An 11,969-nucleotide genomic window follows, 5' to 3' on the forward strand; every position below is an offset into this window, starting at 1 on the left:
CCGTCGAGTGATCAGCCCTGGCTGTGGAAGTGCAGGTACAGATCAACCACGGTCAGAGGAATACCGCCACACACCTGATTGGACAGGTTAACGTCATCGTCGATGTCGGCCATTTCAGCTTCATCAGCAAACAGACCGGAAGCGTACATGATCGGGAACAGGCACTCGGCAACGCTTTCTTCATTGCTGGCGTACCACTGATCTTCATGCATCATTACGCCAGTCATAAAACCGATGGCCCAGCTTTCCAGTGGTGGCTCTTCTTCTTCATCGATCAGGCTCAGCTCAGCCGGAACCGGGAAGTCCTGGCCAGAGTCCAGCCATGCCTGAATTTCCTTAACCAGCTTGTCCAACAGTTCGGACACAGTGGCCTTTTCGGTTTTTGAAAAGCCCAGCTGTTCATCGAAGGCACAATCCCATACGGTTTGTGGCTGGTATTCTGCCGGGCCGCACAGCAATGCGGTGATCAGACCGTGGACGGCGAAAAAATCGAAGCTGTCCTGGCGCTCAGCTTCGTCTTCCAGCAAAACGCCGAGGGTTTCCAGTTCGTTCTCGGACAGGGCTGGGATACTATTCAAATCGTTCATTTACAGGCTCCTCAAGTGGCGCCAATCGTATCAGGCTTATGAAAGCGTACAAGCAGCAATTCGTTACTCAACTGGGTGAAGAAGAGATCACCGTCGTGATTCAGGCCAGCCGGCGCAAAAGCATGCGTCTGGCGTGGTCTCCTGCAGGTCAGGTTGACCTGAGAATTCCGGTCGGTGTGCCGCGTTCCGATGTGCTGACCTTTCTGAAAAAGCACGAATCCTGGTTGTTGCAACGCAGGCATGACTGGTTGCAGGCGCGGGATGCCAGCCGCGGCTCGATGCAGCTGGTGGGCGAAACGGTTCAGTTGGTGCCCTGGCAAGGGCGGGGCATCAAGTTGGAAGAAGGGCGTTTACTGGTACCAGAAGGCTCCGAGCAGCAGCAAACCGATGCCATCGACCGTTGGTTACGACAACAGGCAAAGGAGCTGTATCAGGGCTTAATAGACGACTGGTGGCCGCAGTTTAAGCAGTACGCGGCGGCCAAACCGGTGTTGCGCATCAAGCGTATGCGCACTCGTTGGGGCAGTTTGTCGACGAGAGGATACATCAATTTAAATCTGGCGCTGATGCACCAGCCACTCGATCTTATCGAACTGGTGGTGGTGCATGAGCTGTGTCATTTGGCCCATTTCGATCATGGGCCGGGCTTCAAGGCATTGATGAGACAGCATTTGCCAGATGTTCGTGCTCGTGAGCAGCGGCTGGACAAGGTACGCCTTAACGGTTTTCAACCGACGTGTTGATCCACAGTTGCGAGTGCCAGTAAAAATAGCCTGGCTGACTTTTGCTGGGGGCGGTGCAGTTGTAGCGGCCACGGCCAGCGCTAATGGCCTTGGTAGCCTGGGTTTCCAGTGTGGCTGTGCCTGATTGGTGATCAAGGGTGTGTTCTATGGGGCCTTCGCCGCTGGCGTAGCATTGCAGGGCGTCGAGTTTGACGTCGTCGGCCTGAAAGCTCAGCTGGTAGCGCGGCGGGTTCTGGCGACCCAGTGCGGTTTCTTCTGATGCCGCGTTGCCAGTATTAAACGCCAGAGTTTTCAGCTTGCCCTTGAGAGTATCTATGTTGGCGTACTGCCCGGCCGCCGGGAACCGTGGGATTGATTGCCACCAGCTGTCGATGCCTGCAGGGCCGCTTTGTTGACCAAAGGCGGTGTAATCATGCTGGGCCAGCCAATCGGCAATTTCCAGTGAATATTCACCATACGGGTAGGCCAGAAAGCGGTAGCTGGTGCCCATTTCGGCCTGAATGCGTTCGTCGGCCTGAACCACTTCCTGCTGCATCCACTGCTCCAATGACATGCCTTGTGGCCGTTCAATCAGATAAGGGTGCTCCATGGTGTGGTTGGCAATGGTAGCGCCTGAGGCCTGCATTTCTCGCAATTGATCCCAGCTGATGATGTCGGGCAAGCCACGGTCTACCGGTCCTGGATTCACAAAAATGGTGAAGGGCCAGTTGCGTTTTGCCAGCATCGGAAAGGCGTTTTTGTAAATCGAGCCGTAGGCGTCGTCGAAGGTAATGGCGACTGACCGTGGTGGCAGTTGCTGGCCGTTTTTCAGCGCAGCAATGGCATCGGGTAAGGACACCACTTGCATGCCTTCGTCCTCCAGCAGTTGCAGGTGCTTGCGAAATTGCGCCGGGCTGATGCTGGTGACTGCCGGTGTGTCGTCGGCTACGTGGTGATATTGCAGGATAATCAGGTCTGCGAGGGCGTAGTGGGCAAACAACGCCATAAAACCGGTTAACAAGAACTTGTACATCTGAATCGCGTCCTTAACGGCAGGGTAGTTGGATTTTCGTATACCGTCATACAGACAGACGTTGATAAGCCGCCAGCAGTTCCTGAAAAAGTTCGATATCGCCGCCGCGGTCGGGGTGATGCTTCATGGCCAGGCGTCGATACTGGCGTCGAATATCGGTTTCGTTGGCGCTGGCATCGAGCTCCAATAGCGCCAGATCCTGTTTGCGCTGGTCGGCGCTGGGGGCTTGTTTCCAGATTCCTCGCAGCATCTGTTCGACGGTGTCGCGGTCGGTGCTGAGGTTGCTTAAATCCAGATAATATTGTGCCAGCGGGTCCGCCTGTGCGAGCTGTTCGGCATCGCTGCTGAAGCCGGTGTTCCAGTCAAAAAGCCGTACACCGAGTGGGTCGATCTTCAGAATGCCCGCTCGTTCGACCAGCAGTTGATTGCGTAGCCGATAAAGGCAGTGCATGACCAGAAAATGGCAGCGGAACAGGCTCAGGGAATCGCCCAGAGCGTCGCTTTGAAATACGCCGGGACTGGGTTGTTTAAGCCAGGAAATCAGCTGATATTCGGTATGACTTTCGCCGTCCAGCAGGCGGCTGGCCAACAGTTCTTGCAGGCTATCGAGGGTTTCGTCGGGAGGGTCGATGCGTTCGCGATTGAGATTCAGCATCCGGGCAGGGTATCACATGTTGGCCGTCATTCTGGCTGTCATTCGTTTGCCGGGGTTCCGGGTCGGTGTCTTCAATCAGTCTGCGGGCGAAGCCCGGCAGTTTGTGTTTGATGGCGTTCAGGTGGCCGGAGGTTTCGCGGTAATGTGTTCTCCGGCGCTTAAGCCAATCGCGGATTTGTGGCACTGTGGTGACCAATAGTGACATGCCGATGATGATCATGACAATGCCGAACGGGATGGGCAGAGGGGTGACGATGATGCCTGCAATCACCAGCAGGCATCCTGTCAGGATTTTGAAACTGCGCTTCAACATAGGGAGTATCTGTTCAATCCTCTGCAAGCCTTGCCATAGGCCGACAATGGCTTCAGCAAAAGCCTCATCATCAGCTTCAGGAACCAGGCGGAAAAGATCATCAGATTCCCACGTCTATGTTGCGGAATCGTTAACGTGTGAGACCTTATGACGGATAAAGAGACCCCACCCGGCAAGGCACCTTTGCCAAAACGCAGTTTGCTGATTACGCCCCAGGGCGAACAGGGATTGCGGGAGGAATACGATTTTTTGTGGCGCGTCGAGCGTCCCCGCGTTACCCAGGAAGTGTCGGATGCCGCCAAGCTGGGTGACCGTTCGGAAAACGCCGAGTACATCTATGGTAAACGTCGTTTGCGCCAGATCGACAGTCGGGTACGGTTTCTGGTCAAGCGGCTGGAAGCTCTGACGGTGGTTGACCGCAAGCCCGCGGACCCCAACAAAATCTACTTTGGTGCCTGGGTTGAACTGGAAGACGATGATGAACAAATTTATCGCTATCGGCTGGTCGGAGAAGACGAGATCGATCTGAGACACGGCTACATCAGTATCGACGCGCCACTGGCCCGAGGGCTGGCAGGCAAGTCGGTCGACGATGAGGTTGAAGTGGCGTTACCCAAAGGCGACTGTAATTTCTGCATTTTGGCGGTTCACTATGATCGGCCAGACTGGGACAACAAGCCTGCGGAACACACTCACCGTTGGCAGACCTGATGGCCGCGCTGAAATAGCTGCTAGTCTGAATGTCAGGGTCTGCACGGGGAGGGAGGCCGTTATGACATTCCGGGGTATCCGATTGAACAGAGCGGTGACGCTTGACACAACACCGATAGCAGCCGCTGCCAAATACATCTACATCGGTGCCAGATTCATAGGTGCGGTGCTGATTCTGGGAGCGCTGTGCAGTACTGCCAGGGCTGAGTCACTCATGGCTGATAGCAGCGAACAGCTAGGCGACGAGCAGTTTCAGCAGGTGTATCAGCTGCCGGTCTGGATTGATTCGGTTGTCAGCACCTGCAATTGGAAAACCGACGGTGGTAGCGGTTTTGTACGGGTGATCAGAACCAGCGAGAGCTTTGGGCACGGACTGTACTTGCAATGGGTTCGTTATGGCATTGCAGGTGGCGATGCCAAGGCCGTGTCGACCGTGGTAGTTGAGGAGCTTTGGCAAGACCTGTCGGTCAGATTTGAAATGCCATCAGCGGAATTTGGCAAGGGCTTCTGTCAGCTAAACAGCATGGCGGAGTCGACCAGCAGTGAACTCCGCTATGAGTTGATTCTGAAAGTCGGGGCGCCGGGCAAGTACCAGCTGGACGTTGTCCGGCACCTCAAGAGTGGTTATTAATCACTGCTGGTCATCAATCAATAGTGACCATATCCAGTCGGGTCGCCAGGTGCGACTTGTCCTGTTTCTTTTGCAGGTTCACAAAGTCGAACAGGTTCACATCGCCCAGCTGTGACGGCGCAACGTTACAGATGGCCGAGAAGATTTGCTCGCTGCGGCCCGGTTGTTCTTTTTCCCACTGCAACAGCATGTTCTTGATGTTCTGACGTTGCAGGTTTTCCTGCGAGCCGCACAGGTTACACGGGATGATCGGGAATTCCCGTGCCGTGGCAAAGGCTTCGATGTCCTTTTCCTTGCAGTAAGCCAACGGGCGAATCAGCACGTGTTTGCTGTCGTCGCTCAGCAGCTTGGGCGGCATGGCTTTCAGCTTGCCGCCAAAGAACATGTTCAGGAACAGGGTTTCAATGATGTCGTCGCGGTGGTGGCCCAAGGCAATCTTGTTGGCGCCAATTTGCTCGGCGAAACCGTACAGGGTGCCACGACGCAAGCGTGAACACAGACCACAGGTGGTTTTGCCTTCAGGAATGATTTCCTTCACCACACTGTAGGTGTCTTTCTCGACAATGTGATAAGGGACACCGAGTTGCTCCAGATATTCTGGCAGTATGTGCGCAGGAAAACCGGGTTGCTTCTGGTCCATATTGACGGCCACCAGCTCAAAATTGACGGGCGCGCTCTTTTGCAGACTCATCAGAATATCAAGCATGGTGTAGGAATCCTTGCCGCCGGACAGGCACACCATGATCTTGTCGCCTTCTTCAATCATGCAGTAATCTTCGATGGCCTTGCCGACGTTGCGGCGCAAGCGCTTCTGCAGTTTGTTGAATTCGGTTTTCGATTTACGGTCGTAGCTTTCGTCGGTCATAGGGCTCTGCCATGATGCCGGTGCGGAAATCAGTTTGTCTGACCTGGTCAGGCGTTGTTAATGGCCCGTGTTACAGTGCTGCTGTCACAATGTGCCAGTCGTGCGACTATTCGGGTCGATTTCTGGATTGTTTCCGGCCGGATATTGGGTAACTTGAAAAGGCGCGTATAGTATCCAAATCGATACGGGCCGTCAGTAGTTATCATCGCTTTCACAGTGATGAACAAATCACAAAAGCGAAAATGACAGGTTCAACCCGTCGCTAACGTCAGGGATAATTGAGGGACCCTCGTAGTAACTCAGTGCTTGCTCTGGATGACAGGGCGACGCTGAGTCACGAAGCTAATTTGCAGGCCTGATGGGTCAAGTCAAAAATTAGCGACACAGAGTCAGCAATGCCGGGTCATCCCCTTCGGGCGCGGCCTGCAAGCCGCCAGAGTGGGTTTGGCGAATTTGGAAAGGACCCGCAGGACTCGCGCAGCGCTGTGCTGAGTTATTCTGAGGGTCCCAGGGTGTCTTGCGGATCAAGACATCGACATGGATACAACTACAGGAGATACGGTTTTGTTGTTTAAGCCGTCTGCATGGATCGCCGGGCTGATGCTGATGTCAGCCTCCGCGCTAGGAAGCGTAGAATTGTCAGGTGCCGCCAGTATTGCCATGCCGCTGACTGAGCAGGCCCTGAGTGAAGTGAATTCCGTCACCGGAGCAGAGACCCTGAGGGTCAAGGAGGTTGCCGAACTCGGCGATGACAACCTCTGGCGCACGGTTTCCTACTATTCCTTCCGTATCAATGACAAGGTCGCAGCGCGGGACTATTCCAGCTTCCGCATCGGCTTTAACGACTTCTATTCCGACCTGTCTCTGGATTTTGCCCGCACCCTGACTGCCGAAGGCCGTGAATACAACGTGTCTAACGATGCCGTGCAGCAGCGCTCCATGGGAGGCGGGGACGACTTTTACACCGAAAGCAGTGAGTTGGTGTTCTCACTGCCGAAACTGGCACCGGGCAGCCTGGTTGAATTCCAGTTCACCCGACAGCAAGTGGCTTCCCGTGTGCCAGGGCTTGTTACTCGAGTCAGCACCCCCGTTTGGTATCAGCCGCAGGTTGCCAATGATGGCTACCGCACCGACCCAGTGGGTTACTACCACTATGAAATCCGGGTGCCGGACGACATCAAACTGAACAACCACACAACGGTTTCCGGTTTGCCAAAGCCCAGCGAAAAGAAAGCCGACGGCATCCGCAGTTATCAGTGGGAATGGCACAACCCGACAACGGTGCGACTGGAAGAGGGTATGCCAGCCGCTTTCAAACTGATGCCTTATATCTATTCATCCAACCAGACGCGTTGGACCGAGTTTCAGCAGTGGGCCGCCGAACTCTACATTCCCACGGAAGACATGATTGCGTCAGTCGCCGATCTGGTCGCTGGCCTCGAGTTGCCGGAGCAACCGACCGACGAAGACAAGGTCAAGGCGGTGTATGCCTGGGTAGAAAATAACATCCGCTACGTATACGCTCACCTTGGCCGTGGTGGTTATACCCCGCATTCACCAACAGAAACCCTCGCTAATGGCTATGGCGACTGCAAGGATCAGGCGCTGCTGGTGCAGTCGATGTTGGCCGCGCTGGGCGTGAAATCCAATCCGGTATTGATTCAAACCCGTTCCGCCGGAGAAACCTACACCGGCCAGGTCAGTAATATCTTCAATCACATCTTTGTGATGGTGCCGGGCAACAAGCAGCACGACACCATATGGCTGGACACCACTGGAGACAACAGCCTGTACCCGGGGGCATCCGCTGGTTTTGAAGGTCAGCCTGCGTTGATTGTTGCCAAGGGTGAGTCCTTGCAGGAACTGTCGCTGGGGATGGATAACCATGCCAGCCTGGCGCTGCATTATGCACTCAACGAGCAGCGCAAACTGACGCTGGATGTGAAGGTGACCTACCAGGGCATGGCGGAGCAGAGCATGCGCTCCTGGTACCAATACACCAGCCCGAAAAATCGCCTCGAAGGGCTGAAAAGCTATTTCGAAACACTCTACATGGACAACGGCCAGTACCGCATCGATGTGGATGTTGAAAATGCCGATTCGCTGTTCGAACCCTTTGCAACCAAGGCAACCTTCCACTTCAAACAAGCCATCGCCAAGGGTGAAAACATCACCATTGTGGGTAACACCCGTCAGCTGATGGCCATGTTCGGCCTGTATAACTCGCTGCCCGACCCAACCGATCGTTTGCTGCCATTTCAGGGCAACCTGGACCTGAGTGCTGATATGACGGTGTCGGTAGAAGTGCCCGACGGTTATCGGCCATTGGTGGTCAAGGAATGGGAATCTGCCAACACCAACCTGTTTGAGATGACCACCCACGTTGCCGATGATTTTGGCGGCTTGAGCGTTGAAGCCAGCTTCCAACCGATGGAGCTGAGCAGCACGGATTACCAGACGTTCTACCAGCAAATTGAAGATCTGATGAATCAGAACGGATTTTTACTGACATTGTTCAACGAAAGCGCTTTCCCACAAGCGCCGATGGTTGTCGATAGCAAAGCACTGCAGGAAGCCGGTGGCCACACGGTACAGCAAGTTAGGGAACTGCTGGACCAGGGCGACTTTGGCAATGCGCTGATGGTGGCGGAAAGCATGCTGGACGAGACCGACGACAGCGATCGATCGATCGCCAACCGCAGCAACGGTGAGCTTTGGTACCTGTTAGGTACCGCCGCGGGTATGGAAGGTGACTTTGATCGTTCTGATGCCGCCTATCTGCGCGCCAGCGAACTCGGCTATCAGTATCAGGAGCGTTAAGATGAAGTTGCTGATGATGATCCTGGCCGCTGTGCTGGTTGGCGGCTGTATGAAAAGTACAGGCCTGAAACCCACAGAAGATTTGGCCTTTCACACCGACTCTACGTTGCCGGGTTCCGTGAACCTGAGCATGGCGCAGGCCCTTGTGGCGCAACTGGAGGCCGCAGAATCCCCACAGGAAACCCGCGATATTGCCACTCGTGCGCTGGAGCACTTTACCGTAGCACGTCAGTATCTGCCGCACAGTACGGCGGTTCTGGATGGCCAATACCGCATGCAATTCGTTCTGGATAGCATGAACTTGCAGGCCTCGGAGCAGCTGGAGCAGTACTATTTGGCGCTACCGGAGTTCGCCCGTTTGGACTACACGCCACCGGAGTACATTGATGCCATGCAACTGCTCCTGAACGGTGCGGACAATCCGGCGGTGATGCAGCTATTGCAGAAGACTATTCGGGAAGGGCGCGGCGCAGAGCGCATCTGGGTATTTCTGGCCAACTTGCTGACCATGGATAAACACTCGAACCTGGCGCTGTTCTCTTTCAAGCAGATCAAGAATCTGGATGGCGATCCAAACCTGCAGGCGCGTAAGGCAATGGCGCTGGATGATCTGGCTTGGCAGGGAAGTTGTGGCTATGAAAACAAGGATTACCTGCTGAAAGCCGCGACCTTGTATTCGAAAGCCGCTGCGGCCTCTGACAACGCCGAATACTATCTCGACGCTGCCAGACTGTACCGCGACAGCGGCCGTTACAAGCTGGCTCGTCACGCCGCCAATAAAGCCAACTCGCTCGAAGAAACCGTCGACAGTCTGGTGTTCTTGCAGGAACTGGCGGTGGCCAGCAACGACTATGGCGCTGCCGCGCGTTGGCTGGATCGCCTGGAAGAAGGCTACCCGGGTGCGGTTGACCCGCTGTATGCCGCCATGTCGATGATGGCTGATGAGCACGATTCTCGCGCGATGAAATACCTTGAGAACTATCCGGGCGAACTGGAAGGTAAACCCTTCTTACTGGGGCTGGCGGTTAAACAGTGGCTGGTTGCGATTATGAGCGGTAAGAAGAACTTTGCGCCGCTGGTAGAAAACAGTGGCTACGCTAACGACTGGCAGTTACTGATTGGACAGTATCTGGATGCCAACGAAGCCAACACCGACTTGATCGATATGGCATCGAACGGCTGTGAGAAAACCGAAGCCTATTTTTATACGGCGTATCAGTACTGGAAAAAAGGCAAACGAAGCAGTGCCCGCAAGTACCTGAAAGCGGTGTCCAAACAGCCAGCGGTAACCTACATCGAGTGGGAGCTGGTGGATCTGTTGCTGCCACGCATTCGCTAAACGTCTGTCCCTCTATGACGTGATCTTTTTTGGAGCGAGCCCGGCGCTTGCTCGCCTTTCATTCTAACGTCTGATTCTAACCCCAGGTTTGGGCTTTTGATTGGCCCAAGACTTTCCGCACCTTAATTTGCGCCAGATCAATCCCTGTTGTGCAGATAGCGCATGTGTTTACTAGAGTTAATAGAATCCTGATGAATCCGAACGGTATCGGCCAAAACGCGATAGCACGGATTATCAGATGGCTCCCGTTAGCATGAGAATCCGTTTATGTCGTGGTTTGGTTTTGGCGCATCCGCAGAAAAAAAGCAGTCCCAGCAGGCTGGTGAGCAAGATGTTCGGGTCTACCAGTGCAGTAGCTCTCAGATAGATGCCGGGGTACTGGCCAACCAGCTGGCGTTTCGGCAGGGCAATAGCAAGCTGGTGATTGCCTATGTGTCGCCACACCTTGATCTTGAAACCACCCTCGGCAGGCTCAAACAGGCAATGCCGTTTGCCGAGCGGGTGGTGGGTATCATGACCGCTGGTGAGCTAAGCAGTTGTGGCGGTAGCCTGTATCACGACGCTGACGGCAGTTGGGACAACATAGTGCTGCAGAGCTTTAGTCCCACCGTGTTCAGCGACGTGTCCATCCAGTTGGTACCATTGCACTGTGAAGACATGCAGTCCGGCGCTATTCGCTACGACCGTGATCAGCGGGTAGCGATGATCCGCTCTGAAATCGACAAGCTGTCGGTTCCTTTCGCCATCAACGCCCAAGACAGTCTGGCGCTGACCTTCTTTGATGGCCTGACCGCCTCGGAAAGTTTCTTTATGCAGGCCCTGTATGCCAGTGGTCGCTTCCCTTGCTACTTTGTGGGCGGCTCGGCAGGGGGCAAGCTGGATTTTCAGAGTGCGCTGATTTACGACGGCGACCGTATTGCTCGTAACGCTGCCATGGTGATTTTCGTCAAGCTGGCGGCGGACGTACGGTATGGCATCGTCAAATCCCATAATTTTGAAGCAACGGCGACGTCTTTTGTAATCGCCGAGGCCGATGTTCATACGCGCACAGTCCATTCGGTACTGCGGGAAACCGACCATGCGATTATTCCGTTTGTCGACGCTCTGTGCGAACAACTGCATTGCACACGGGATGGGCTTGAAGCGGCGCTGGGCAAACAGTCGTTTGCGGTGAAGATAGGCGGTGAGCTGTTTATTCGTTCCATCGCCGCCATTGATCTGGAATCAGGCTCGGTCAGCTTTTTCTGCGATCTCGATTTCGGTGATGAGCTAATGCTGGTCAGGCCGATGGACTTTGCGGGCACCACCCATAGTGCGTTTAACCGCATGATGAGTGGCAAACCCGGACGACCGATTGCCATGCTGGCCAATGATTGCATCCTGCGGCGTTTGAACAACGCCGACAATCTGTCTCGGGTTACCGAGTTCAAGGACATTCCGGTGGCCGGATTTTCCACCTTCGGTGAATTGCTGGGTGTGCATATGAACCAGACACTGACTGCGCTGTGTCTGTTTCGGGTGCCACAGGGTGCCAAATTCAGTGATGAATATGCCGACAACTTCGCGCTTCATTATGCCCAATTCCGTGAGTATTACCTGCAAATGCAGATTAACAGCTTGCAGCGCATCAATAGTTTACAGAATACGCTAGTAGAATATCTTGGTGAGTATCGTTCGCTGTTGCATACCATTGTTGCCAGCTTTGACAAGGTGTCAGACTACGCAGAGCAAACGGGCACCATCCTGACCGATGTGCAGCAGAAGTTTCTGGGTTTTTCCAATGACATTGAACAGCAAAGTGCCGAGCGTGAGCAGCTTCATTCCACCGTGGGCACGCTGCGCAGCAACTCTGAGGAAGTGCTGAAAATCCTGTCGGCCATCTCGGGAATTGCTGATCAAACCAACCTGTTGGCGCTTAACGCGGCGATTGAAGCAGCTCGGGCAGGGGAGGCAGGGCGTGGGTTTGCTGTTGTAGCCGATGAAGTGCGTCAGCTCTCGCATACAACCCAGGATAGCCTCAATAAAACCGGCGATACCATCAACGCCGTTACCGGTTCCATTGGCTCCATTCAGGAAGCCATTGCTCATACGGAAGAGTTTCTTGGGCGTATCTCAGGCGGCAGCCAGATGCTCAGTGGCGAGCTGGCCAGTTTGGTGAGTTCGTCGTTGGAAGCCGGCAAGCAGGTTAGCGACTCGACCGGATATATCAACAGCATGATGGAAAACATGTCGCGCATTGATCAGGACGTAGAAGCTATTCAGACCCTGCGTTCCTTACAGCGAAAGTAGCGGT

Annotated in this window: 11 protein-coding genes; 6 read left to right on the forward strand and 5 right to left on the reverse strand. The window is 54.6% G+C overall.

Annotation, left to right across the window (positions count from 1 at the left end; genetic code table 11):
* Positions 1-11: 11 nt before the first annotated feature.
* The gene (locus tag ACXADJ_RS04760) at positions 12-587 is read right to left on the reverse strand and encodes a YecA/YgfB family protein (RefSeq protein WP_475063640.1); all 576 of its coding nucleotides are present in this window, start codon (positions 585-587) and stop codon (positions 12-14) included.
* A gap of 38 nt (positions 588-625) precedes the next feature.
* Here ACXADJ_RS04760 and ACXADJ_RS04765 point away from each other — a divergent pair, with 38 nt between their 5' ends.
* Entirely contained in the window at positions 626-1,330 is a 705-nt protein-coding gene (locus ACXADJ_RS04765) for a M48 family metallopeptidase (protein ID WP_475063642.1), read from the forward strand.
* Here ACXADJ_RS04765 and ACXADJ_RS04770 read toward each other — a convergent pair.
* Genes ACXADJ_RS04770 through ACXADJ_RS04780 form a run of 3 tightly spaced genes read right to left on the reverse strand, consistent with a single transcriptional unit; the run spans position 1,305 to position 3,310 of the window.
* Positions 1,305-2,342 (reverse strand): polysaccharide deacetylase family protein, encoded by a 1,038-nt coding sequence (locus tag ACXADJ_RS04770; RefSeq protein WP_475063644.1) that lies wholly within the window; start codon positions 2,340-2,342, stop codon positions 1,305-1,307. The two genes, ACXADJ_RS04765 and ACXADJ_RS04770, sit on opposite strands and share 26 nt — an antisense overlap.
* Positions 2,343-2,388: 46 nt before the next feature.
* Positions 2,389-2,997 carry a DNA-J related domain-containing protein gene (locus ACXADJ_RS04775; protein WP_475063646.1) on the reverse strand — a complete coding sequence of 203 codons (609 nt, stop codon included), beginning with the start codon at positions 2,995-2,997 and terminating at the stop codon, positions 2,389-2,391.
* Entirely contained in the window at positions 2,945-3,310 is a 366-nt protein-coding gene (locus tag ACXADJ_RS04780; RefSeq protein WP_475063648.1) for a PGPGW domain-containing protein, read from the reverse strand. Before ACXADJ_RS04780 ends, ACXADJ_RS04775 begins: the two co-directional genes overlap by 53 nt.
* Positions 3,311-3,457: 147 nt before the next feature.
* Here ACXADJ_RS04780 and greB point away from each other — a divergent pair, with 147 nt between their 5' ends.
* Both greB and ACXADJ_RS04790 read left to right on the forward strand, forming a co-directional pair.
* A complete protein-coding gene (gene greB, locus ACXADJ_RS04785) occupies positions 3,458-4,021 on the forward strand; it encodes a transcription elongation factor GreB (RefSeq protein ID WP_475063650.1) in 564 nt (187 codons plus the stop codon).
* A gap of 214 nt (positions 4,022-4,235) precedes the next feature.
* A complete protein-coding gene (locus ACXADJ_RS04790; RefSeq protein WP_475063652.1) occupies positions 4,236-4,652 on the forward strand; it encodes a hypothetical protein in 417 nt (138 codons plus the stop codon).
* A gap of 13 nt (positions 4,653-4,665) precedes the next feature.
* Here ACXADJ_RS04790 and ttcA read toward each other — a convergent pair whose 3' ends face one another.
* Positions 4,666-5,517: a tRNA 2-thiocytidine(32) synthetase TtcA gene (gene ttcA / locus ACXADJ_RS04795; protein WP_475063654.1), complete on the reverse strand. Its 852-nt coding sequence runs from the start codon at positions 5,515-5,517 to the stop codon at positions 4,666-4,668.
* Positions 5,518-6,054: 537 nt separating this feature from the next.
* Here ttcA and ACXADJ_RS04800 point away from each other — a divergent pair.
* The 3 genes from ACXADJ_RS04800 to ACXADJ_RS04810 all read left to right on the forward strand — a co-directional run bounded on the left by ACXADJ_RS04800 (position 6,055) and on the right by ACXADJ_RS04810 (position 11,965).
* On the forward strand, positions 6,055-8,337 hold the full coding sequence (locus ACXADJ_RS04800; protein WP_475063656.1) for a DUF3857 domain-containing transglutaminase family protein: 2,283 nt from the start codon (positions 6,055-6,057) through the stop codon (positions 8,335-8,337).
* Between the two features lies 1 nt (position 8,338).
* Positions 8,339-9,676 (forward strand): tetratricopeptide repeat protein, encoded by a 1,338-nt coding sequence (locus ACXADJ_RS04805; RefSeq protein ID WP_475063658.1) that lies wholly within the window; start codon positions 8,339-8,341, stop codon positions 9,674-9,676.
* A 267-nt stretch (positions 9,677-9,943) separates the two neighbouring features.
* Positions 9,944-11,965 carry a methyl-accepting chemotaxis protein gene (locus ACXADJ_RS04810; RefSeq protein WP_475063660.1) on the forward strand — a complete coding sequence of 674 codons (2,022 nt, stop codon included), beginning with the start codon at positions 9,944-9,946 and terminating at the stop codon, positions 11,963-11,965.
* Positions 11,966-11,969: the final 4 nt, after the last annotated feature.

Source organism: Oceanobacter sp. ABM4_470, assembly GCF_056158645.1.

What these genes read in the sequence shown, in the direction of transcription:
- greB (WP_475063650.1), top strand. Translation starts at nt 3,458, where the DNA reads ATGACGGATAAAGAGACCCCACCCGGCAAGGCACCTTTGCCAAAACGC.
- ttcA (WP_475063654.1), bottom strand. Translation starts at nt 5,517, where the DNA reads ATGACCGACGAAAGCTACGACCGTAAATCGAAAACCGAATTCAACAAA.
- ACXADJ_RS04770 (WP_475063644.1), bottom strand. Translation starts at nt 2,342, where the DNA reads ATGTACAAGTTCTTGTTAACCGGTTTTATGGCGTTGTTTGCCCACTAC.
- ACXADJ_RS04760 (WP_475063640.1), bottom strand. Translation starts at nt 587, where the DNA reads ATGAACGATTTGAATAGTATCCCAGCCCTGTCCGAGAACGAACTGGAA.
- ACXADJ_RS04775 (WP_475063646.1), bottom strand. Translation starts at nt 2,997, where the DNA reads ATGCTGAATCTCAATCGCGAACGCATCGACCCTCCCGACGAAACCCTC.
- ACXADJ_RS04780 (WP_475063648.1), bottom strand. Translation starts at nt 3,310, where the DNA reads ATGTTGAAGCGCAGTTTCAAAATCCTGACAGGATGCCTGCTGGTGATT.
- ACXADJ_RS04790 (WP_475063652.1), top strand. Translation starts at nt 4,236, where the DNA reads ATGGCTGATAGCAGCGAACAGCTAGGCGACGAGCAGTTTCAGCAGGTG.
- ACXADJ_RS04805 (WP_475063658.1), top strand. Translation starts at nt 8,339, where the DNA reads ATGAAGTTGCTGATGATGATCCTGGCCGCTGTGCTGGTTGGCGGCTGT.
- ACXADJ_RS04800 (WP_475063656.1), top strand. Translation starts at nt 6,055, where the DNA reads ATGGATACAACTACAGGAGATACGGTTTTGTTGTTTAAGCCGTCTGCA.
- ACXADJ_RS04810 (WP_475063660.1), top strand. Translation starts at nt 9,944, where the DNA reads ATGTCGTGGTTTGGTTTTGGCGCATCCGCAGAAAAAAAGCAGTCCCAG.
- ACXADJ_RS04765 (WP_475063642.1), top strand. Translation starts at nt 626, where the DNA reads ATGAAAGCGTACAAGCAGCAATTCGTTACTCAACTGGGTGAAGAAGAG.